This window comes from Pseudomonas sp. F1_0610, from assembly GCF_047470865.1.
Taxonomy (GTDB): domain Bacteria; phylum Pseudomonadota; class Gammaproteobacteria; order Pseudomonadales; family Pseudomonadaceae; genus JAZDRH01.
On record NZ_JAZDRH010000014.1, the window covers coordinates 1 to 23,086 of the forward strand.

Sequence of the window (23,086 nt, forward strand, 5' to 3'; positions counted from 1 at the left end):
ATATTTCTAGCAATATATTTAAGATTTGTGACCTGTTACTCTTGTGCCAATATATTTTTTGATTATAATGTTTGTGCAGTAAATACAATTATATAAGGATATAAAATTAAAAAGAGTTAGGGAGAAAAAGCCTTGGATTAATAAACAACATGGCTTAATTTTTATGAAAAATTGGCCGAAAGTTGTGCGCTGGTTAAGTGTTTTTCCGGTTGAAATTTTGGTATTTCTTTTTGTCAAAATTTTTATTTTAGGCACCTTTATGACGGTGTTATTTAAACATGAGCCAGTAATAGCGAACTATGTAGGCGCTGTTGTAGTATTTATACCTTATTACTATTGTATTGTTTTTGCAGCCGCTGCTGCACCTAGCAAACGCGGTTTGGTCGCTATGGTTTTAACTGTTTTAATCGTTATAGGCATTGCTTGTCTAACATATATTGGATGGTTAGAGTTAGCAGCAAAAGAGAGTGAAAACCTTGAATTTAATTTCAAGCTAATACTAATTTTAAGTTTTATTTTTTCGGCGTTAGGAGCTCTACTTGGGGTAAAATATTCATTTAGTTTAGATAATGATAAAAAATAGAAATTGTACTAAATATTAAGTAGTAAGCTTTATTTTTGTTAATTAATAAAGCTTACTGACTAGATTAATTTCTTGGTAAGTAGACTTCATGCCAAAGCGTTACTTTACCCTGATTGTCAAATTCTAGAAGCAACATGGCCTCAAACTCATCAGTATTGCCAGAGATCCGATTAACCATGGCTTTCATGCAAAGTACAACAGTATTTGATTGTTCAACAGTTTGTGTTATCTGGTAATTAATAGCAGCAATATCTTTTTTAAAACCGTCTAAAAAGGTTAAATAGTTTTCTGGATTAGCAGGATATTCACGTCCATTAGCCCGGACAGTAAAAATATCAGCAAAGCGTTGTCGGATGATATCTGTTGTTAATTTGCTGTCAGCAAGCAGATAACGACGGTTCCAGTTTAATAATTCAAAAGCAAGCTCGCGAGCGGTTTGGGGCATATGAAAATCCGTTAAATAAAAAGTATAACCGAATTTTTATTTATTTATTATCGATATTATAGAAGACTCTAATTTAACTTGTTTCAATATATTGCCGTGGTGCTTTGCCTGTCATGGATTTAAAAAAAGTAGAAAAGGCACTGTCATTACTAAAACCCAGTTCTAAAGCTATATCTAGTAAGCTAGTATTGTAAGTTAACAGTTCTATCGCTTTTAATAAGCGCCATTGCTGGCGCCATCGTTGATAGTTTAAACCTGTTTCTTTGATAAAAATACGCGATAAAGTTCGCTCACTAGCAGCTGAGTCTTTTGCGAGTACTTGAAGTGTTGGCGGTAATCTATTCCAGTCGATATGCGCAAGGCGTTTATCAGAAGGTAAGGCGAGGCGAAAATTTTCGTGTGGGGCATGCTTTAGTTCATATAAAAAAACCGCGAGTAAATGAGGATATACGCCAGCATCCCAATCAGTAGAAAAGGGGAGAAACGCAATGCGTTCTAACAAGGCGCTGAGGACAGCTGTACAGGAAAATACACAAAGTTGGTCAGGTAATTGAAGGCTTATCTGTCGATCAAGATAAATAGAGCGATAGTTAACAACATCATGCATGATGGCTTGGTGACTAACCCCAGCTGGTATCCACGCAAGTCGGGCTGGGGGTAGTACGTAAATAGCCTGCTCTAAACAGAGTTTAATACTACCTTTACCTGAGAAAAGTAATTGCCCAAGGTCATGCTGGTGTATGCCTGAATTATGGTTTTTTAGCTGTGATGCGATACCTATAATGGGGCTGTTATAGTTTTCAGGCATAAAATGGGCGGTAGGCTCAATCCACATATAAATCCTCGATCAGCTAAATTTTGTCTTATTTTATAATAAAGTAGTCATAATTTATAAAATAATCTTTTTCTACATTAAGTAATCTTGCCTTCTCTTTAGGAGGTTATATGAAAACTATTAATCAATGGCTAATTGTTAGCCTAATGATGTTTCCACAGATTGCTGAAACCATTTACAGTCCAATATTACCTGAGCTGTCGACTATTTTTGGCGTTACTGCTGAAACAACCAGTTTAACTATTTCACTGTATTTTACGGCTTTTGCTATAGGTGTTGTTGTTTGGGGTGTAGCCTGTGACGTTATAGGTAGAAGAAAAAGCCTGATGTTAGGACTTAGTGTATATGCATTAGGTGCACTGTTGAGTTTATGGGCATCCAGCTTTGATCTTTTTCTTATTTGCCGTTTGATTACGGCTTTTGCGGCAGCGGTTGCATCCATTGGTACACAAACAGTTATGCGTGATGTCTTACAAGGGGCAGCATTAACCCAAGTCTTTTCTCGGGTGGGTATTGCCTTGGGGGTTAGCCCAGCTTTGGGGTTAGCCATTGCAGGAGGGTTATTATATTTCTTTGATTATCGAGGTGTTTTATTTGGCTTATTTGTTTTATCTGTAGGCTTGGTCTTATGGTGTGTTTGGAAACTACCTGAAACCTATCAAATACCAGCAATGAAGATCAGCTTTTTTACATTATTAAAGAAAATGCTGCATGATAAACAAATTTGGAGAAGTATATTACTTATTACAGTGTTTAATATAAGTTTGTTTTCTTATTATCAATTAGGTCCATTTATATTTATTAAGTTAGGAGTGACAGAGAAAGAATTTACTTGTTCTGGTTTGATTTTAAGCTTAGGAATAGTAATAGGTTCGTTACTAAATAAAAAACTATTAACTAAAAACTGGTTGTCTGTGTCAATAGTTAAATTAGGCAGTGTTATTTTACTGCTCAGTGGTGTTTTTTGTTGGTTATTTAGTCAGAACTTCATTTTTTTAATTGGTGTATTTTTAACCTTTTGTGCATATGGTCTAGCAATTCCAGCTATACTGAGCGATGCTTTAAAAGACTACCATGCTGCATTAGGACGTGCAGGAGCCTTGCTAGGGCTGTGCTATTACTTACTTATTAGTTTAGGTTTGTTAGTAGCAGGCGCATTACAAAATATAGCTATGGTTATTTTTACTTGTGGGCTATTGGCATGTATTGCATTAGTAGTATTAAGAAGTAAAAATAATTAATTTAACTATAAATAAAAAAGGTTGCTTGTGGTTCTTAAGATTAAAATTTAATGTCTTCCGTGACAAGCTTATACTAAGTAATTTATGAAGTAGAAGAAGGCTTTGAAGTGTGGTATCAAAAGAAAATAGCTGGCATTTGGTTACGCGTGTTCTACACTAGATTACACTAGGCGTTATCTGTTGATGTTCAGACTCTACTATATGTAAAGCTTGCCAAGCTAGGGTTTGGGCTTTAGGTTTATTAATTGATAACATATCATTTAGGTGTTTGGCAGTTTGCTCAACCAGTTGTTGGCTACTATTGTTTTCCCTGATCCGGCGTTGTAGAAAAGCAATGGCAACATCTAGGTCTTCTGTATCATGGGGGATATTCATGGCTTATCCTTTTAAAATTGCAAAATAAACTGTATATCAATACAGTTTATTTTGCAAGTCGTTGCTGTGTTCATGTAACTTTTCAATGAAAGCACAAAAATGTGAAATTTTCCCGTAAAAATTATCTCAAGTTATGTAGGGCTTTGGGACTCTTTAGTCATTAATATGTAATAAATTAAATATATATTTATATGGAAACCATTGTCTTTTTTTAGGGGAGGCAGGCTCTGGTGAGTAATATAAATTTAGAGTGGTCAAGTAGTTTTGCAACGGGCATAGACTTAATCGATAGGCAACATCAGTTGCTGTTCGAGTTTTTTCATGAGTTGGGGCATTTGATTGCTGACAAAAGAGACGCAGATTTCGAAATTATTCTACAGGGTGTTATTCAGTACGCAACAAATGTGCATCTGTATGAAGATGATTTATTGCGTCGTAGTGGCTACCCTTTTTGGGCAAAGCATCAAGATAGTCATGAGACTTTTCGTCAGCAGCTTGATCATTATTTTGTTAGGTTGGAGCAGGGCGAGGATGCATTACGTTTGGCGCGCTCTTTAAGAACTGATGTAGGAAATTGGGCGTTAGAGCATATACGTAAAGAAGATCAGCATTATGCACAGATAGTAGTTAAGTCATTGCGGCGCGGAATGCTAGATAAGGTGATGGATAAGGTGCGCTCAATAACGCCGAAATTAAAAACGCAAAAGTAGCCTCTTGAGTGGCTGGTAAGGTACTCATTTTTATACTTTTGAGGGGGTAAAAGGATGGTGCCCGGGGCCGGAATCGAACCGGCACGGTATTGCTACCGAGGGATTTTAAGTCCCTTGCGTCTACCTATTTCGCCACCCGGGCAGTGCATTTGTCATTTAAAATGCAAAAATAATTACAGCAGAATATGGCTTAATAAAAAAGCCTTCAAGAAGAAGGCTTTAGAATTCGATGGTGCCCGGGGCCGGAATCGAACCGGCACGGTATTGCTACCGAGGGATTTTAAGTCCCTTGCGTCTACCTATTTCGCCACCCGGGCGGCTCAATCAGCATTGCTGCTTGAACGGGAACGAACTATATAGATTACCTATCACGAGTGCAAGCTTTTTTTGAAAAAAAAGCACATTTTAAAAAAAACATGAAAAACCATGCAATTCAATAACATGCATTCTGTTTGAAGCAACTTGATGGGTTTTGCAGTAAAGTAGCGAAAAGCAAATTATAGGTGTGTAAAACAATGCTTACATTACTTGAGCGCTATGTTTTAGCCATTTTGAGTTTAGCTATATTTACGTGGTCTTATACTAAGGACAAAATTACTCCAGATAGCCATTTTTTGGTGGAGCTTATTAGTCGTTTTTCATTAGTTGCTGCTTGCCTTGCTTTGGTTTTTTTAGTGTTTTTATTGGGCTATAGGTATTTCAAAGGTAAGAAAATAAAAAACTCTGTTGTTCTACAGACGCATTTTTGTAAAGTTTGCCATGGGCAGCTACTGCCTATACCCGGCAATAAAAAGCGTTGTGCTGCCTGTAATCGTATCTACAATGCGTAACATTATTATTTTCTATTAAGTGTGATGGTGTCATATAAAAAAACTGCCTAGTTTTTCATTTTGTTACAACTCTAATGCTGCTAAATTGTGCGCCTTTAAATTAAGAGATGTGCCTAGATGAGAAGTGTGGCTATTTTTTGCGGCTCAAATACTGGTGTTGAGCCTATTTTTGCTGAAAAAGCAAAAGAAGTTGGGCAGTTTCTAGCACAAAAAAAGCTAACACTGATTTATGGTGGCGGTAGTGTTGGGCTGATGGGGGTTGTTGCTGATGCGGCTTTGCAAGCAGGTGGCCAGGTTGTGGGGGTTATCCCTAAAGCCCTCTTGGATGGCGAGTTAGGGCATCAAAACCTAACGCAATTACACGTAGTTACCAATATGCATGAGCGCAAACAAAAAATGGCGGATTTGGCAGATGCTTTTATTGCGTTACCTGGTGGGCCAGGAACCTTAGAAGAGTTATTTGAGCAATGGACGTGGGGACAGTTGGGCTATCACCAGAAACCTTGTGCCTTTCTTAATGTTGCGAACTATTACCAGCCTTTAGCTGAATTTGTACAGCAGATGAAATGTTCTGGTTTTTTAAAGCCAGCGCATGCTGAGATGGTTATATTTAGTAATGATATTCATAAGATTTGGCAGGCTTTTGAAACGTATCAAGTGCCACAGCCTAAATGGTGACTAGGGTGAATCGCATAAAAATAGCCGCAGCATTATTGCTCAATAGTCAGCGACAAGTATTGCTGGTGCGTAAAAAAAATACCATATTTTTTATGCAGGCAGGTGGAAAACTAGAGCCTAATGAGCAGCCGAAGCAGGCATTATTGCGTGAGCTTCATGAAGAGTTAAATATTCAGTTAGAGCCAAGTCAGCTTGAGTTTATTGGTCAGTTTTCTGCGCCAGCGGCCAACGAAGAAAATCATACAGTAGAAGCAGATATTTACCTTTGTTTTTATGATGGAGAGGTGCGTGCCTCTCAAGAAATTGCTCAAGCCACTTGGTTTGGTCTTGAACAAACACAGACTGTGCCATTAGCAGCGCTTACACAACAATTTGTACTGCCTATTGCCAAACAATTATTGACCATTAAAGATGGATTTTGAGACACGTTTATGTATTTGATTTTTGATTCAGTAGAGCAGGTTTCCCGTTTTACAGCGCAGCGTATTTTTAACAAAATAGTTGAAAAACCTACATCCGTGTTAGGGTTGGCTACCGGCGGTACTATGGAGCCTGTTTATCAAGAACTTATTGCGTTATTAAAGGCAAACAATAGCAACTTATCGCAGTTAATAACCTTTAATCTAGATGAATATGTTGGTTTGCCGCCATCACATGAGCAAAGTTATAATTACTATATGCATCATCATTTATTTGATCACATTGCAATTGATGATGCTCAAGTCCATCTGCCTAATGGAGTAGCTGCTGACTTAAATACTGAGAGTAAAAATTATTCTCAAGCTATTTTAGAGGCTGGTGGTTTAGACCTGCAGTTATTAGGTGTTGGCGGCAATGGCCATATTGGTTTTAATGAGCCTAATACAGCATTTAATGCACCAACGCATGTTGTTGAGTTATCCGTGCAAACGCGTATAGATAATGCCCGCTTTTTTACTCAGCTAGATGAAGTACCAACGCATGCCATTACCATGGGGATGCACGATATTTTGCAAGCGAAAGAGATTCTTTTTGTTGCAACAGGAGCACATAAAGCAGAAATTGTGCAGGCTATTTACGCCAATGAACCTACTGAGCGTATTCCGGCGTCGGCGATTAAAAATCATCCTAACGCAATTATTGTTTTAGATTCAGCTGCTGCTAGCCTATTACCAGAAACAGCTCAGCAACACGCTCGGGTGAATGCTCAGATGTTATAGTATTGGCCATGCACTCACATAGTATTGCACAAATACGAGCTGATTTGCGCGCAAGGTTTATGCCCTTGGGGGAGGCGTTCTCTGCCTATTATTTGGTAGAGAAGTCTTGGGATGATTCAGCAATAAAGCAGCAAGTCTTAAAACAATTAGCTGTAACCTTACCCAAGGATTTTCAGCAGTTTGCAGATGACTATGATCTTGCTGATTTTAGCTTAGGTCCCTTTTGTTTTGGTTACCAAAAAGAGAAAAGCTATTGGTCCTATCTGTTAGCCATTAATACAGTAGATGCCTTTGGTGGTTGCTGGTGGGATACTGTTGAACGTCCTGCAGAATGGTTAGTAATTGCCTTATCTGACCCTTATGCTGTTTTAATTAATTGCACTACAGAGGCTATTTATGCTTTAGATAGTGAGCTTGGATTATCTAAGGCGCTTATGTTAGCGCCTGATTTTATGAGTTTTTTCCAAGCAGCAGGTTGTCAGTATTTGTATCAAGTGCAAGCGCAAGCTATTGCGCATTATTTGAATGTTCCTGCTCAGGCTTGGCAGGTGTATTCAGTTGTCGAGTGATAATTGCTGATCAATAGCAGCTTGCTTTACAAATTCAGTATCATGTGACACCAATAAGTAAGTGCCTTGGAAATTTGCAAGCGTATTGGCAAGTAATTGTTTTGCTTCTAAATCAAGATGATTCTCAGGTTCATCCAGCAGCAGAATAATAGGTTGCTGTGGCTGATGAGCGATAGCTAGTAAGGCTACTTTTAGTTGCTGGCCGCCACTTAATTGCGCGATAGGCTGCAATGCTTTATCGCCAGTTAAGTGAAAACCTGCTAGTAATGTTCGCCATTGACTTTCCGATATTTCAGGATTTATTTCGCGTAAATAAGCATAAGCTGACTGTGTTTTGTTAAGCATAGAAAAGTGTTGATCTAAATAAACACATTTGCCTAATACAATGATATTCCCAGTACTGGCCGTGAGCTGTTGAGCAATTAACTTTAATAGTGTTGACTTGCCTGAACCATTGCAGCCTTCAATATGCCAGTGTTCGCCATGCTGTATATGGCAGCTAACCACTTTATGAGTAAAAGGCATACAAAGTTGCTGTATAGAAATAGCTAAGCCGTTTTGGTTAGCTTTATGATCTATTGAAAATGACTGTGTGCTTTTATAAATTAGCTGTTGTTGTTTTTCCTTGAGTTGCTCCTTTAATTGCTGACTGCGCTGTTCATGTGCTTGCTGCACTTGGCCTATTGATTGCTCAGCACTGTCTTTGGCGCGATCAAGAAATAGTTTGCACTGAGAGCCTGTTTTGCGAAGCCTTTGTCCTTCGTGCTGACGACGCTGTTGCTTTTCTAAGCGAGCTTGTTGCTGTGCTTTTTCTTGTTTGAGTTGTTTTTTTAGTTGCTCAGCTTGTTGAGTTAGGCCGTTCTCATAGCGTTGTTGCTGCAAAGTATAGGCAGAAAAATTACCTGTGAAATACTGTATTCCCAATTTATTTAACTGGTAGATAGCCTGCATTCTTTCAAGTAATGCTTTATCGTGACTGGCAATTAAGGCGCCAGTTGCATGTTGCTCCAGCTTAGCTAAAAGCCAGTTACGCGTTGAGGTGTCAAGATGATTGCTAGGTTCATCAAGTAACAGAAAATCTGAGCTTTGGGCAAAAGCGAAATGAAGTTTCAGGCGTTGTTGTTGGCCACCGCTCAGTTGCATCCAGCTATCAGCTAGATTTACATTTAATTGCGCTTCATCGAGTAGTTTTTGCCAAAGGCTGGGCAGATGCCAGTTGGCTTCGATTAAATTATAGTCACTAATTTCTGTTGAGCCTTGCTTAATGCGTATAAAAGCATCATAGAGTGGTGCAATACCGAGTGCGTCAGCAAGGCGAGTATCGGTAGGGAAAGATTGCTGGGCAACATAGGTAAATGTGATTTGCCACTGTACCTTGCCAGCTAATGGAGCTAGTTGTTGGGCTAGTGTGCGTAGTAGTAAGCTTTTGCCCTGGCCATTAGGTGCCACTAAGCCAGCAAGTTGATTAGTTAACGAGAAGTTTAGATTTTGGAGGATAGGGAATTCAAATCCAGCCGTTAGCTGGCTAATTTGGCAGCAAGTCATCGTCATAAACATACCTTAATGCAATAAAAAATACGACGCCAGAAATAGGGCGTAGTGATAAGCAATAAGGGCTTAATTCATGACAGTAATGACTCCAGTAAAAATAGGTAGATCAACTATAAATTCAGTGGTTTTATTTGTCTAGTGTATTGTTTGTATATATGAAAAAAGCCAGCAAAATGCTGGCTTTTACTTCTTGCTTAAACAGCAATCAATCACGATCACCCATAATGCGTAATAGCATAACAAATAGGTTGATAAAGTCTAAATACAGGGCTAGAGCACCCATGATGGCACTTTTACGATAGTTTTCTGGGTCGCTAGCAGACATTTCTGCACCCATCATTTTAATCTTTTGTGTATCGTAAGCTGTTAAGCCAACAAAAACCACAACACCAACATAAGAGATGAGTAAATGCATCATTGAGCTTTTAAGAATGAAGATATTTAGCAAGGAGGCAACAATAATACCAATCAATCCCATGATGAGTAATTTGCCCCAGCTTGTTAAATCTTTCTTCGTGGTGTAGCCATAAGCTGCCATAGCACCAAACATCACTGCTGTCGTAATGAATACGTTAGTAACAGAGGTTGAGGTGTACTGAAGAAGAATAACTGAAAGTGTTAATCCTGTAAGTAGTGAATAAAGTAGGAAGCCACCTGTAGCTAAAGCAGCATTAAGATGGTTTAGAAAGTGTACTAAACCTAGGACTAAAGCAACTTCAGCAATAACTAAGCCAATCAGAAGAGGAAAGTTTTGACCAATTCTATAGCTAAGGCCACTATCTAGGCTGTACCAAGCGGTTACTGCAGTAACAATTAGGCCAATAGTCATCCAGCCAAAGACATTAGTCACAAAACTTTGTATGGCTTGGTTTTCACTATGGCTATCTAGCGTTAGATTTCTATCCATGTGTATCCTCGTTTATAAATTAAGTTTGTTTGTTAGACATTAATACACACCATTAGGTCACGCTTAATGCCATCGCTTAAACAGTACGTGAGAAATTACCGCGCTGATCTTTGCCTAAATAAGCATCGAATGCCATAGCAGCAGTACGCATCATCAAGTTCCCTTTAGGTAATAGCGTAATACGTTGTGGTGTAATTTCAACCAAATTATCACTTACGTGTTCTGCCAATGCACTAATGGCATCTGCAAAGTAGCTATTAAAGTCGATATTGTAGCGGGCTTCAATAGCGGGAATATCAATATGGTTATGACACATTAGAGAACTAATCACATCTCTGCGCAAAATATCGTCATTATTGAGTTGATAGCCGCGCAAAAGAGGTAACTTCTCTTCGTCTAATAAAGCATAGTATTGTGATAATTCTTTGACATTCTGGTTATAGGTATCATTAACCTTACCAATGGATGAAACACCAAGCCCTATCAAGTCACAATCAGCGTGCGTTGAGTAGCCTTGGAAGTTACGTTGTAAGGTGCCTTCTTGTTGTGCAATGGCTAATTCATCATCCGGATGCGCGAAGTGGTCCATGCCAATATAGATATAGCCCGCTTCAGATAACCGCTGAATGGTTAGCTCTAATAACTCTAACTTACGCTCAGGTGGCGGCATATCCTCAGGTTTAATCATGCGTTGCGCTTTAACTAATTGAGGAAGGTGCGCATAGCTGTAAGCTGCAATTCGGTCAGGTTTTAAGGCAATAATTTTGCGTAGGGTTTCGTCAAAGCTGGTAACTGTTTGTAAGGGTAGTCCGTAAATTAAATCAACACTAATTGATTTGAAATCCACTTCGCGAGCAGCCTGCATGAGTGCAACAACTTGTTCTTGGCTTTGTACACGATTAACCGCTTGCTGCACATCAGCATCAAAGTCTTGAACGCCGAAACTTAAACGGTTAAAACCTAAGGCATAAAGCTCTTTAAGTTGCACTGGGGTGATGGTGCGGGGATCTACTTCTAAAGAAAACTGACGTTTTTCACTGCTATCTAAGGTGAATGCTTGTTGCAAAGATTCCATTAGCGCTTTTAATTGCTCATTAGTTAAGTAGGTAGGCGTGCCTCCACCTAAGTGAAGCTGAGTAACTACGCGCTTTTTATCAAAGAGTGCCGCTTGTAAAACAATTTCTTTTTTTAAATATTCAAGATATTGTGCTGCACGCTCGGTTTTGTGCGTAATAATTTTATTGCAAGCACAGTAGTAACAAAGACTTTGGCAAAAAGGAATATGAATATAAATAGACAGTGGTGTGGCAGGCTGTTCACTATTACTGCGCGCAATAGCTTGTTCATAATTTGTAACGGCAAACGCGGTATGAAATTGCGGTGCTGTTGGGTAGGATGTGTAACGTGGTCCGGGACGGTCGTATTTTTCGACTAAAGCTCGGTCAAACGCAGGAATAACAGGCATTTTTTACTCTCTACTTTACTAAATGCAGACGTAAATTTTGATAATGATAGAGTTTACCTTAGATCTTATCCGTACATTGAACAGCGCTACCTGACGTTGATTTGTAGCAATTTATTGGGCAAACCATCTAGGCTCAATTACACTAGGGTATTCTGTTGTGTATAAGCGAGTCTCGTTAGCGATGAGGGTATTTACTTATGTGCGCCTTATTGTTTTCTCTTTGGGGTTAGTGCAAATGCTGGGTTGTTCTGGCTTACCTTCCTTAGACAATCGTCCTGTAAGCCGTGCTTTTAGTGTGGAAGAAACCCGCAATACAAGTTTTGCTAGAGCGGTTTTGCCGGCTTTGGAAACACACCCTGGAAAAAATGGGATTTATGCACTAGAGGAGTCTGTAGACGCCTTTGCTGCGCGTATTTGGCTTACGCGCTTTGCTGAACGCAGCATTGATGTGCAGTATTATATTTGGAACAACGACATGACAGGTGTGATGCTATTTGAGGCATTGCACTCAGCTGCCGACCGAGGAGTGAGAGTACGCTTGTTGTTGGATGATAATAATACAGGCGGTCTTGATGAGTTGCTCTCTATGCTGGATGCGCATCCTAATATTGAAGTGCGCTTATTTAATCCTTTTGTGGTGCGAAAACCTCGGCTGATTGGCTATGTAAGCGATTTCTCGCGTGCCAATCGACGCATGCATAATAAATCATTCACTATTGATAATCATGCCACTATTGTTGGTGGACGCAATATTGGTGATGAGTATTTTGGCGCCTCGCCTGATTTGAGTTTTGCAGATTTAGATGTGTTAACTATTGGTCCAATTGTAGAGCAGGTTTCAGAGGATTTTGATCGTTACTGGAGTAGCGACTCAACTTATCCTATTAGTACTATAGTTGCTGCTGTTTCAACTGAGCGCTTGCGAGAATTGGCATTACAATCACAACAGATTACCCGCAAACCTGAAGCCAAGAAGTACATAGCTTCATTGCAAAAACTAGAATTTGTTCAGCAGTTAAATGCCGGTCAATTAGAAATGCTTTGGGCGCCAATTAAAATGGTGAGTGATGATCCTCGTAAAGGCTTAGGGCAGGCTAAGGCAGAAGGGCTGTTGTCCTCACAATTACGCGATATTATAGGCGCACCACAAACAGATGTTGAGCTTATATCGCCGTATTTTGTTCCTACTAAGAGCGGAACAGATGCGTTTGCGCGAATAGTGCAAGAGGGCGTCGAAGTTCGGATTTTAACAAACTCATTAGCGGCTACTGATGTGGCAGCAGTACATGCAGGCTATGCTAAACGGCGTAAAGCGCTCATTCGTAGTGGTGTAACTTTGTATGAAATGCGTCGCGTGCACCAGCCACCCAAAAAGCGTAAAAGTTCTCGCATTATGGGAAGCTCAGGATCTAGTTTGCATGCAAAAACCTTTGCTGTTGATCAACAGCGTGTTTTTATTGGCTCATTTAATTTTGACCCGCGATCTGCTAATTTGAACACGGAATTAGGTTTTGTGATTGATAGTCCTGAATTGGCAGCGCAAATCCGCGAAACCTTTGATGAAGATGTACCATACGCTGCGTATAAAGTAGAAATTTGCGATAACGGGCGACTGTGTTGGGTTGAAAAAAATGAAAGTGAGCGCATTATTCACTATTCAGAACCTAATGCGAGTATTTGGCGTCGCGTAGGAGTAAGATTTTTATCCTGGTTACCAATTGAATGGCTACTTTAAGCAATAAGATTGCGTATATGGATGGATATTTTTTTTAGATATCACTAGAATGCATGCCCTTAGATTTAGGGTCGGTATGTCTGGCCATGTCTGTTCAACGAGGAAAATACATGCAAGTTTCCGTAGAAAATACCTCTAACCTCGAGCGCCGCATGACTATTGGCGTACCAGCTGAGCGTGTTGAGAGCGAAGTTACTAAACGTCTACAACAAACAGCGCGTAAAGCCAAAGTTCCTGGCTTTCGCCCTGGTAAAGTACCAATGAATATTGTGCGTCAGCGTTATGAAGCGGATGCGCGTCAAGATGTATTAGGTGATTTAATTCAAGCTAGCTTTTATGAAGCTGTGGTTGAGCAAAAAGCTAATCCAGTAGGTAATCCTTCCATTGAAGTAACTGCTTTTGCTAAAGATAAAGGCTTAGAATTTGTTGCTACTTTCGAAGTATTTCCTGAGTTTGAAGTAAACAGCTTTGAAGGCATTGAGATTGAACGCTTAGCTTCTGAAGTAGCTGATAGCGATCTAGATACTATGCTAGACAATCTACGTAAACAAAATACACGCTTTGAGGCAGTAGATCGTGCAGCGGCTAATGATGATCAAGTGAAAATTGATTTTGTTGGCAAGATTGACGGTGTTGAATTTGCAGGCGGTAGCGCCAAAGATGTGCCTTTAGTTTTAGGTTCAGGACGTATGATTCCTGGCTTTGAAGAGGCACTAGTCGGTGCTAAAGCAGGCGAAGAGAAAGTTATTACACCAACCTTCCCAGCAGACTACCAAAATGCTGAGCTTGCTGGTAAAGAGGCTGAGTTTAGCGTAACTGTTAAGGCGGTTGAGGCTCCTGTATTACCAGCACTTGATGATGAATTCTTTGCTTTGTTTGGCATTAACGAAGGTGGTGCTGAAGGATTCCGCGCAGAAGTGCGTAAGAACATGGAGCGCGAACTTAAGCAAGCCATCAAGGCTAAAGTAAAAAACCAAGTAATGGATGCCTTGTTAGCAACTAACAAAATTGAGGTGCCAAAAGCATTAATTGCTAACGAAGTTGATCGTTTACGCATGCAGGCAGCACAGCAATTTGGCGGTAATATCAAAGCCGACCAATTACCAGCTGAGTTATTTGAAGAACAAGCTCAACGCCGTGTTGCCTTAGGCTTGTTAGTAGCGCAAGTGATTAAACAATTTGAGCTAAAAGCAGCTGATGATGCTGTGCGTGCCATGATTGAAGAGCTAGCAAGCGCTTACCAAGAGCCAGAGCAAGTGGTGGCTTGGTACTTGAAAAACGAACAACAGCTTGAAGAAGTACGCGCAGTAGTGCTTGAAGATATGGTAGTTGATACTGTATTAAGTAAAGCTAAAGTAACTGATAAAACAGTTGCGTATGAAGATGCAGTAAAACCAGCTGCTCCAGCAGCAAAAGAAGAAGGTGAAGAAGTTGCTGAGTAAGCTTCTTTTTTGATCTGCTTCCAAAATAAATGATAGATACTGTGTATTCTGTATATCTATCGCGCAAGCCAGCCTTAGTGCTGGCTTGTTTATCTGAACCTAAGAATAACTAGGAGTATCGCCGGCTATGTCACATAAACTGTTTATGCCAGAACAAATGGGTATTCAAGCTGCCGGAGGTTTAGTGCCAATGGTCGTAGAGCAAAGCGCGCGTGGCGAACGCTCTTACGATATTTATTCGCGCCTATTAAAAGAGCGAATCATCTTTTTAGTTGGCGAAGTAGAAGACTACATGGCTAACTTGGTGGTGGCTCAGTTGCTATTTTTAGAAGCTGAAAATCCAGATAAAGATATCCAGCTTTACATCAACTCGCCAGGTGGTTCAGTAACCGCAGGCATGTCAATTTATGACACCATGCAGTTAATTAAACCTGATGTAGCCACTATTTGCGTTGGCCAAGCCTGTAGCATGGGATCTTTTCTTTTGACAGCGGGTGCTAAAGGCAAGCGCTCATGTTTACCTAACTCACGGGTCATGATTCACCAGCCATTAGGTGGTTTCCGCGGGCAAGCCTCTGATATTGAAATTCATGCGCGTGAGATTTTAACCATTCGTGAGCGCTTAAATAGCTTATTGGCAGAGCATACAGGGCAGCCAATAGAGGTGATTGAGCGTGATACAGATCGCGATAACTTTATGAGTGCGCAACAAGCTGTTGACTATGGTTTAGTTGACCAAGTTGTATCAAAGCGTGAATTAAGCGCATAAAAGTAATAATTCAGCAGTATGATGCCTTGATTTTTTAGGTTATAGACATCATTTTGTGTGAAATACAGACTTAAGTGGAACAAATGAATGACTGACACACGTAGTGGTGACGAAAAAGCTAAGCTGCTGTACTGCTCGTTCTGCGGCAAGAGCCAGCAGGAGGTGCGTAAGCTAATTGCTGGTCCTTCGGTATTTATTTGTGATGAGTGTGTTGATTTGTGCAACGATATTATTCGTGAAGAAGTGCAAAACAACCAAGAAATCCAAAAAGAGCATAAGTTACCAGCACCTAAAGAAATTAATGCCATTTTAGATCAGTATGTGATTGGCCAAGAGCAGGCTAAAAAAGTCCTGTCAGTTGCCGTATATAATCACTATAAGCGTCTAAATTCAGGGGTTAAGGCAGATGGTATTGAGTTAGGTAAAAGTAATATTTTATTAATTGGGCCTACAGGCTCAGGTAAAACATTACTGGCAGAAACCTTAGCACGTTTACTGAATGTACCTTTCACTATGGCAGATGCTACTACATTAACTGAAGCGGGTTATGTAGGTGAAGATGTTGAGAACATCATTCAGAAACTCTTGCAAAAATGCGACTATGATGTTGAAAAAGCGCAAATGGGCATTGTCTATATTGATGAAATTGACAAAATCTCACGCAAGTCGGATAACCCGTCTATTACCCGTGATGTTTCAGGTGAAGGCGTACAGCAAGCCTTATTGAAACTCATTGAAGGTACAGTAGCTTCTATTCCGCCTCAAGGTGGTCGTAAGCATCCTCAGCAAGAGTTCTTGCAGGTAGATACGCGCAATATTTTATTTATTTGTGGTGGTGCTTTTGCAGGTCTAGAAAAAGTAATTCAAGATCGTTCAGAAAAAAGTGGAATTGGCTTTAACGCCACTGTTCGCAGTAAAGAAGAAGGTAAAAAGATCGGCGAAGCTTTGCGTGAAGTAGAGCCTAATGATTTAGTTAAATTTGGTTTAATACCTGAATTTATTGGCCGCCTTCCTGTTATTGCAACACTTGATGAATTAGATGAAACCGCTTTAATTCAAATACTGACCGAGCCTAAAAATGCGTTAACTAAGCAATTTGCTAAGCTTTTTGAAATGGAAAAAGTAGAGCTTGAGTTCCGTGATGATGCTTTAACTGCAGTAGCTCGCAAGGCTTTAGAGCGTAAAACCGGTGCTCGTGGACTACGCTCTATCTTAGAAGGTGTGTTGCTGGATACCATGTATGAAATACCTTCACAAACGGATGTTTCAAAAGTGGTGATTGATGAAAGTGTGATTACTGGCGACTCTCAGCCGCTATTAATTTACACTTCTGAGCCAGAAGCAAAAGCAGCGCCTGATATCTAAGTTGTTGATCTGGATAACAAAAGGGCCTTCGGGTCCTTTGTTTTTTGATCTAACCCTTGCATTTCACTAAGCGAGTCCGCATCTTAGTTAGCAGATATTAATTTTGTTTTTAAGCGTGCTGCTGAGTAACTATATGAATACAACAATTGATTTGCCTTTGTTGCCACTGCGCGATGTCGTGGTGTATCCACACGTAGTAATGCCGTTATTTGTTGGTCGGCAAAAATCCATTGATGCCCTTGAGGCGGCAATGGCTGGCGAAAAACAAGTGCTTTTATTAGCTCAGAAAAATGCTGCAGATGAAAACCCAAGTGCACAAGATTTATTTTCGATTGGCACAGTAGCTAACATACTGCAATTGCTAAAACTGCCTGATGGTACTGTTAAGGTCCTTGTTGAGGGGGCTGTGCGTGCTGAAGCGGTAGGCTTTTATGAAGAAAATAATGTCTGGCAAGCAGAGGCTCAAATTCTTGATGAAAGCGAAATCAGTGAAACTGAAAAACAGGTGCTTAAACGCACGCTGTTAGAGCAATTTGAAACCTTTGCCAAAGGCACCAAAAAAGTACCTACAGAAACGCTAAATAGCATCCAAGAAATTGATGATTTTAGTCATTTGATTGATAGTGTTGCCGCGCAAATGAGCCTGCGTTTAGAACAGAAACAGCAGGTGCTTGAAGCCTTACCTTGGGCTGAGCGTGTCGAGTTAATTTTAGGCTTCCTTGATACTGAGCTAGATCTTTTGCAAGTTGAGAAGCGCGTTCGTGGGCGTGTGAAAAAGCAAATGGAGAAAAGCCAGCGTGAGTACTACTTGAATGAGCAAATAAAAGCCATTCAAAAAGAGCTTAACGAGGGGGAAGATGGTCAAAGCGAACTTGATGAATTGACCGCCAAAATTGAACAAGCCGGTATGCCGGCAGAAGCTTTAAAGAAAGCACAGGCTGAGCTTAAAAAACTTCAACAGATGTCACCTATGTCAGCCGAAGCAACTGTGGTGCGTTCTTATATTGATTGGTTGATCAATGTACCTTGGACAGCACAAAGTAAGGTTCGTCATGATTTAGCGCGAGCAGAAGCTATTTTAGATACGGACCATTATGGGCTTGAAGAGGTCAAAGAGCGCATTTTGGAGTATTTAGCGGTACAAAAACGCGTTAAAAAACTTAAAGGCCCTGTTCTGTGTCTTGTTGGTCCTCCAGGAGTAGGTAAAACCTCGTTAGCTGAATCTATTGCTAAGGCAACTAATCGTAAATATATTCGTATGGCGCTAGGTGGGGTTCGTGATGAGGCCGAAATTCGTGGTCATCGCCGCACTTATATAGGTTCAATGCCAGGACGTATTATTCAGCGCTTAAGTAAGATTGGTGTTCGTAATCCACTGTTTTTGTTAGATGAAATTGACAAGATGGGGGCAGATATGCGCGGCGATCCATCTTCTGCCATGCTAGAAGTGTTGGATCCGGAACAAAATAATGCCTTCAATGATCACTATCTTGAAGTGGACTACGATTTATCTGATGTGATGTTCGTCTGTACTGCCAACTCTATGAATATTCCACCAGCCTTACTGGATCGAATGGAGGTTATTCGTTTATCGGGCTATACTGAAGACGAAAAGCTAAATATTGCGCAAAAATACCTTATAAGCAAACAAGTTCAGGCTAACGGTCTGAAAGAGGATGAAATAAAAATCACCTCAAGTGCTATTTTGGATATTATTCGTTATTACACGCGAGAAGCTGGCGTGCGCAATCTGGAGCGAGAAATCGCTAAAATTTGCCGTAAAGCAGTAAAAGAGCACGTTAGTCGCAAAAAAATGACCTTAACAGTTGATGCGGCTGGACTTGAGCATTATCTTGGGGTTCGTAAATACCACTACGGGCTAGCTGAAGAGCATGATCAGATAGGTCAAGTAACAGGTTTGGCATGGACTCAAGTAGGAGGAGAACTACTCACTATTGAGTCGGCTGTAATCCCTGGAAAAGGTCAGCTGATTAAGACAGGATCGTTAGGTGATGTCATGGTAGAGTCCATGACGGCCGCTCTAACCGTGGTACGCAGCCGGGCTAAGGCATTGGGGATTGAATCTGATTTCCATGAGAAAAAAGATATTCATCTACATATGCCAGAAGGCGCTGTACCTAAAGATGGACCAAGTGCTGGTATTGGTATGTGCACAGCCTTGGTTTCAGCGCTAACTGAAATTCCTGTGCGCGCTGATGTTGCCATGACAGGTGAAATCACTTTGCGTGGACAAGTGTTAGCCATTGGTGGTTTGAAAGAAAAATTACTCGCAGCGCATCGCGGTGGTATTAAAACTGTTATCATTCCTGATGAAAATGTGCGTGATTTAAAAGAGATTCCAGCCAATATCAAGGCTGATTTAGAGATTAAGCCAGTAAAATGGATTGACGAAGTCCTACAAATTGCGTTGCAATATGCACCAGAGCCTTTGGCAGACTCAACTGAGTTGGTAGCTAAAGACACTATCAAAAACGCAAAATCCACTAAACGGATTAGTAGGCATTAATTTAAAGGGTTTGTTGACAACAAATTGATTGCCTTGCTATAAAGCACGCCAATGAGTTTGTGGTCACGAAAAACAAACGCTTTGTTTGCACCAATTTTGAATTTTAATAGAGAGTAAGGGGACTTTAAGTGAACAAGTCTGAATTGATTGATGCCGTTGCAGCTTCTGCTGACATTCCTAAAGCTGTAGCTGGCCGTGCGCTAGACGCAGTAATTGAGTCCATCACTGGTGCTCTAAAAGAAGGCGACTCAGTAGTATTGGTTGGCTTTGGTACTTTCTCTGTAAAAGAGCGTGCAGCACGTACGGGTCGTAACCCACAAACTGGTGCAGAAATCCAAATTGCTGCAGCCAATGTTCCTGGCTTTAAAGCAGGTAAAGCATTGAAAGATGCCGTTAACTAATTAAAGTTAACACTAAGAAACGAGAGCAACGCGCTCAGGGGTATTTGCCCACGTTTCAATGACAGAAGGGCGCATCTATGATGCGCCTTTCTTTTATGGACTTTATTCATTGATGCAGAGTCAGTTGCGACTTACTTCGGGGGATGCATGCTGCAAGATATTAGAGACAACGCGACGGGTTGGATCTCAAAGACAATTATTGGTGTCATTATCGTACTGTTTGCGTTGACAGGTTTTGAAGCTATTTTCCAGTCAGCAAGTACTAGCAACTTAGCAGCAAAAGTAAACGGTGAAGAAATTTCGCGTAACGAGCTGCAGCAAGCAATGGATAGACAGCGTCGCCAAATGGCACAGCAATATGGCGATCAGATAGATATTGCTAATATTGATGACAAGATTATTCGTCAGGCAGCGTTAGAAACGCTAATTGCTCAACGATTGCTTGCACAAGCAACAGCTAATGCTGGCTTTGCTGTCTCGCAAGAAATTGTGAATGCCCATATTATTGCAACACCCAATTTTCAGATTGATGGAAAGTATAACCAAGATCTTTACATTCAGCTTGTTTCTCAGGCCGGATATACACCAGCTCAATACCAGAAACTATTAGCTTCAGATCTCGTTGAGAGTCAGTTAAAAGCAGCAATATCAGGCGCTACCTTTATTACAGATGCGCAAATTAAAACCTTATTGCGACTCAATGAGCAAACGCGTGATTTTGCTTTTGCTATTGTGCCGCAAGTGAAAACGGTAACTGTGACAGAGGCAGAGATTGCAGACTACTATCAGGCCAACACATCGGATTTCATGAGTCCAGAGCAGGCTGTTGTAGAGTATGTCCAGCTAAATAAAAGCCAATTCGCTAATACTGTAAAAGTGACGGATGAACAGCTACAAGCTCAGTATGCCAAAGAAATTGCCAACTTAGCTGAACAACGTCGTGCAGCGCATATCTTGATTGAAGTAAATGACACCGTTGATGATGCAACAGCTAAAGCAAAAGCCTTAGATCTAGAGAAGCGTATTGCTGCTGGCGAAGATTTTACGGCATTAGCAAAGGCAAATTCAGATGATTTAGGTTCTTCATTGGAAGGTGGTGATCTAGGTTATGCTGGACCTGGTGTGTATGATGCTGCTTTTGAAAAAGCGTTGTTTGCATTAAAAGAAGGTGAAGTTTCTAAGCCAGTACGTGGTGACTATGGCTGGCATATCATTAAGTTGACTGATATTAGCACGCCAGAGGTGCCAAGCTTTGAATCACTAAAGGCGAAGATGACCGCAGAAGTTTCAGCACAGCAAGTTGAGCAAAAATTTGTTGAGCAAAGCAAGTTGTTGGCTGAAAAAGCCTATGAGTCATCGGGTGACTTACAGCAATTGGCACAAGAGTTAGAACTAACAGTTGAAGTCTCGGAGCCTGTTTCTCGTCAAGGTTTAGTAGAAGGTGTTTTTGCGAATAAGAAAGTACAACAGGCTGTATTTAGCGAGGAAGTACTTGAAAATGGAATGAATAGCGACCTTATCGAACTTGATCCTGAAACTGTGCTTGTGTTACGTGTTAAACAACATATTCAATCTAAGCAGCTTGAGCTTGCAGAAGTAGCCGAAAATATTAAGCAAAAGCTTATGTTTGAAAAAGGCACTGAACAAGCCAAAGAGCAAGGTGCTAAATTAATTACTCAGCTCAAAGAAGGTCAAGCAGCAGATTTATCTTGGACTGAAAAACCCGCTGCAGGTCGAGGAGAGAGCTCAGTTGATCCAAAAGTTGTGCAAGCTCTGTTTCGCATGCCAAAACCTATAGAAGGTAAGGCTAGTTATCATGGTCTAAGTTTAGCTAATGGTGACTTTGCTATTATTCGTTTAAGCAAGGTCAATGAAAGTGATACTGAGCTTTCTGCTGAAGAATTATCTATGGCCAGAAAAATATTAGGCTCACGTGCAGCAGAGACTGCATTTACAACTTACCTTGAGCAATTACGGGCTGATGCAAAAATTGAAATTTTTGACGAAGACGATGCTTAACGCCTAATGCTAAAAACCCTTGCACAAATGCAAGGGTTTTTTTATACCTGTAATTTTTGTTTAGAGAATATAAGTAGCGCTTAACGCTTTAATTCATCAGCAATAGCAAATGCTAGCTCCAGCGCTTGATCAGCGTTTAAACGTGGGTCGCAATGTGTATGGTAGCGATCAGCTAAGTTATCTTCACTAATTAGCTTAGTACCACCAATGCACTCAGTAACGTTTTGTCCTGTCATTTCTATATGCACACCGCCTGCATAAGTACCTTCTGCACGATGAATTGCAAAAAAGCTTCTTACCTCATGCATGATGCTGGCAAAGTCGCGCGTTTTGTAGCCATTAGAAGATTTGATGGTATTGCCATGCATAGGATCTGTACTCCAAAGTACATTGCGACCTTCATCTTTCACTCTACGCAACAATTGTGGTAGGTGTTTATCTACGTTGGCCGCGCCCATGCGTACTATTAGATTCAAGCGTCCAGGGTCATTATTAGGGTTGAGTACATCAATTAATTGAATAAGCTCATCAAGCTGCATGCTTGGCCCAACCTTCACGCCAATGGGGTTGTACACACCGCGTAGAAATTCTACATGTGCCCCATCAAGTTGCCGAGTACGATCACCAATCCAAAGCATATGAGCACTACAGGCATAATAATCGCCAGTGAGGCTATCACGGCGAGTTAGAGCTTCTTCGTAGTTCAAGAGCAGCGCTTCATGGGCGGTGAACACATCAGCTTCACGCAGTTGAGGCGCGTTACCTAAGCCACATGCACGAATAAAGGCTAAAGACTGTTCAATACGCTCAGATAACTCACCATATTTTGCACTAAGCTGAGCGTTTTCAATAAAATCTAGATTCCAGCGATGCAATTGCTGTAAATCAGCAAAACCACCGCTAGCAAAGGCACGTAATAGATTTAAAGAAGCCGTAGATTGGTGGTAAGCCTGTAATAAACGTGAAGGATCTGCTCTGCGTGCTTGTTGCGTAAACTCAATAGCGTTGACAATATCACCGCGATAGGCAGGTAAAGTGATGCCATTAATGGTTTCGTTATCACTTGAGCGAGGTTTAGCAAACTGTCCTGCCATGCGTCCTACTTTGACAATAGGGCAGCCAGCAGCAAAAGTCATTACCACAGCCATTTGTAGTAAGACTTTAAAGGTATCGCGAATTTTTCCCGCAGAAAACTCTGCAAAGCTTTCAGCGCAATCACCGCCTTGTAATAAAAAAGCTCTGCCTTGGGTTACCTCAGCAAAGGCATGGCGTAACTGGCGAGCCTCACCTGCAAAGACTAAAGGTGGAAAGCTAGCTATTTGCTGCTCTACTTGGGCAAGCGCTACTTGGTCTAAATAAGTAGGTTGTTGCTGTATTGGAAAACTACGCCAGCTATTAGGGCTCCACATGCCAAACTCTCTATCGTCCAGATCTGTATAA

22 protein-coding genes and 2 tRNA genes are annotated in these 23,086 nt (G+C 40.7%); 15 read left to right on the plus strand and 9 right to left on the minus strand.

The genetic code is table 11. The features are described from left to right. The first annotated feature begins 163 nt into the window (after positions 1-163). Positions 164-583 (plus strand): hypothetical protein, encoded by a 420-nt coding sequence (locus tag VQ643_RS09095; protein WP_414199413.1) that lies wholly within the window; start codon positions 164-166, stop codon positions 581-583. 64 nt (positions 584-647) lie between these two features. Here VQ643_RS09095 and VQ643_RS09100 read toward each other — a convergent pair whose 3' ends face one another. Then, positions 648-1,028 carry a hypothetical protein gene (locus VQ643_RS09100; RefSeq protein WP_414199415.1) on the minus strand — a complete coding sequence of 127 codons (381 nt, stop codon included), beginning with the start codon at positions 1,026-1,028 and terminating at the stop codon, positions 648-650. A 73-nt stretch (positions 1,029-1,101) separates the two neighbouring features. After that, a complete protein-coding gene (locus VQ643_RS09105) occupies positions 1,102-1,863 on the minus strand; it encodes an AraC family transcriptional regulator (protein ID WP_414199417.1) in 762 nt (253 codons plus the stop codon). Between the two features lie 110 nt (positions 1,864-1,973). Here VQ643_RS09105 and VQ643_RS09110 point away from each other — a divergent pair, with 110 nt between their 5' ends. Continuing rightward, on the plus strand, positions 1,974-3,104 hold the full coding sequence (locus tag VQ643_RS09110; RefSeq protein ID WP_414199419.1) for an MFS transporter: 1,131 nt from the start codon (positions 1,974-1,976) through the stop codon (positions 3,102-3,104). A gap of 156 nt (positions 3,105-3,260) precedes the next feature. Here the strand turns inward: VQ643_RS09110 and VQ643_RS09115 are convergent, their stop codons facing one another. After that, complete coding sequence (locus VQ643_RS09115) at positions 3,261-3,479, minus strand: hypothetical protein (RefSeq protein ID WP_414199420.1); 219 nt, start codon at positions 3,477-3,479, stop codon at positions 3,261-3,263. A gap of 230 nt (positions 3,480-3,709) precedes the next feature. Between VQ643_RS09115 and VQ643_RS09120 the strand changes: the two genes are divergently transcribed. Continuing rightward, positions 3,710-4,189, plus strand: coding sequence for a bacteriohemerythrin (locus VQ643_RS09120; protein ID WP_414199421.1), 480 nt, complete (start codon positions 3,710-3,712; stop codon positions 4,187-4,189). Between the two features lie 55 nt (positions 4,190-4,244). Here VQ643_RS09120 and VQ643_RS09125 read toward each other — a convergent pair. Both VQ643_RS09125 and VQ643_RS09130 read right to left on the minus strand, forming a co-directional pair. Then, positions 4,245-4,331: transfer RNA gene (locus tag VQ643_RS09125), tRNA-Leu, on the minus strand. An 88-nt stretch (positions 4,332-4,419) separates the two neighbouring features. After that, positions 4,420-4,506 (minus strand) — tRNA-Leu (locus tag VQ643_RS09130). 198 nt (positions 4,507-4,704) lie between these two features. Between VQ643_RS09130 and VQ643_RS09135 the strand changes: the two genes are divergently transcribed. The 5 genes from VQ643_RS09135 to VQ643_RS09155 all read left to right on the plus strand — a co-directional run bounded on the left by VQ643_RS09135 (position 4,705) and on the right by VQ643_RS09155 (position 7,465). Further along, positions 4,705-5,019: a hypothetical protein gene (locus VQ643_RS09135; protein WP_414199423.1), complete on the plus strand. Its 315-nt coding sequence runs from the start codon at positions 4,705-4,707 to the stop codon at positions 5,017-5,019. Between the two features lie 117 nt (positions 5,020-5,136). Then, positions 5,137-5,697 carry a TIGR00730 family Rossman fold protein gene (locus VQ643_RS09140; RefSeq protein ID WP_414199425.1) on the plus strand — a complete coding sequence of 187 codons (561 nt, stop codon included), beginning with the start codon at positions 5,137-5,139 and terminating at the stop codon, positions 5,695-5,697. Positions 5,698-5,702: 5 nt separating this feature from the next. Further along, complete coding sequence (locus tag VQ643_RS09145) at positions 5,703-6,119, plus strand: NUDIX hydrolase (RefSeq protein ID WP_414199427.1); 417 nt, start codon at positions 5,703-5,705, stop codon at positions 6,117-6,119. Positions 6,120-6,128: 9 nt separating this feature from the next. Then, the gene (nagB, locus tag VQ643_RS09150; protein WP_414199429.1) at positions 6,129-6,896 is read left to right on the plus strand and encodes a glucosamine-6-phosphate deaminase; all 768 of its coding nucleotides are present in this window, start codon (positions 6,129-6,131) and stop codon (positions 6,894-6,896) included. 8 nt (positions 6,897-6,904) lie between these two features. Further along, positions 6,905-7,465 carry a hypothetical protein gene (locus tag VQ643_RS09155; RefSeq protein WP_414199431.1) on the plus strand — a complete coding sequence of 187 codons (561 nt, stop codon included), beginning with the start codon at positions 6,905-6,907 and terminating at the stop codon, positions 7,463-7,465. Here the strand turns inward: VQ643_RS09155 and VQ643_RS09160 are convergent. From VQ643_RS09160 to hemN, 3 genes are all read right to left on the minus strand, one after another. Beyond that, positions 7,451-9,016, minus strand: a complete 1,566-nt coding sequence (locus tag VQ643_RS09160) for an ATP-binding cassette domain-containing protein (RefSeq protein ID WP_414199433.1) — start codon at positions 9,014-9,016, stop codon at positions 7,451-7,453. The two genes, VQ643_RS09155 and VQ643_RS09160, sit on opposite strands and share 15 nt — an antisense overlap. Before the next feature lie 205 nt (positions 9,017-9,221). Beyond that, positions 9,222-9,923, minus strand: coding sequence for a Bax inhibitor-1/YccA family protein (locus VQ643_RS09165; RefSeq protein WP_414199435.1), 702 nt, complete (start codon positions 9,921-9,923; stop codon positions 9,222-9,224). Positions 9,924-9,999: 76 nt separating this feature from the next. Continuing rightward, entirely contained in the window at positions 10,000-11,388 is a 1,389-nt protein-coding gene (hemN, locus tag VQ643_RS09170) for an oxygen-independent coproporphyrinogen III oxidase (RefSeq protein ID WP_414199437.1), read from the minus strand. 157 nt (positions 11,389-11,545) lie between these two features. Between hemN and VQ643_RS09175 the strand changes: the two genes are divergently transcribed. From VQ643_RS09175 to VQ643_RS09205, 7 genes are all read left to right on the plus strand, one after another. After that, positions 11,546-13,123 (plus strand): phospholipase D family protein, encoded by a 1,578-nt coding sequence (locus VQ643_RS09175; protein WP_414199438.1) that lies wholly within the window; start codon positions 11,546-11,548, stop codon positions 13,121-13,123. Positions 13,124-13,233: 110 nt separating this feature from the next. After that, positions 13,234-14,565 (plus strand): trigger factor, encoded by a 1,332-nt coding sequence (tig, locus tag VQ643_RS09180; RefSeq protein ID WP_414199439.1) that lies wholly within the window; start codon positions 13,234-13,236, stop codon positions 14,563-14,565. A 127-nt stretch (positions 14,566-14,692) separates the two neighbouring features. Then, on the plus strand, positions 14,693-15,334 hold the full coding sequence (gene clpP, locus VQ643_RS09185; protein ID WP_414199441.1) for an ATP-dependent Clp endopeptidase proteolytic subunit ClpP: 642 nt from the start codon (positions 14,693-14,695) through the stop codon (positions 15,332-15,334). Between the two features lie 87 nt (positions 15,335-15,421). Next, complete coding sequence (gene clpX, locus VQ643_RS09190) at positions 15,422-16,699, plus strand: ATP-dependent Clp protease ATP-binding subunit ClpX (protein ID WP_414199442.1); 1,278 nt, start codon at positions 15,422-15,424, stop codon at positions 16,697-16,699. Positions 16,700-16,832: 133 nt separating this feature from the next. Further along, the gene (gene lon / locus VQ643_RS09195) at positions 16,833-19,226 is read left to right on the plus strand and encodes an endopeptidase La (protein WP_414199444.1); all 2,394 of its coding nucleotides are present in this window, start codon (positions 16,833-16,835) and stop codon (positions 19,224-19,226) included. A 128-nt stretch (positions 19,227-19,354) separates the two neighbouring features. After that, positions 19,355-19,627 (plus strand): HU family DNA-binding protein, encoded by a 273-nt coding sequence (locus VQ643_RS09200; RefSeq protein WP_414199446.1) that lies wholly within the window; start codon positions 19,355-19,357, stop codon positions 19,625-19,627. A 147-nt stretch (positions 19,628-19,774) separates the two neighbouring features. Next, a complete protein-coding gene (locus VQ643_RS09205; RefSeq protein WP_414199448.1) occupies positions 19,775-21,646 on the plus strand; it encodes a SurA N-terminal domain-containing protein in 1,872 nt (623 codons plus the stop codon). An 80-nt stretch (positions 21,647-21,726) separates the two neighbouring features. Here VQ643_RS09205 and VQ643_RS09210 read toward each other — a convergent pair whose 3' ends face one another. Next, positions 21,727-23,055, minus strand: coding sequence for a class II 3-deoxy-7-phosphoheptulonate synthase (locus tag VQ643_RS09210; protein ID WP_414199450.1), 1,329 nt, complete (start codon positions 23,053-23,055; stop codon positions 21,727-21,729). Between the last annotated feature and the right edge of the window lie 31 nt (positions 23,056-23,086).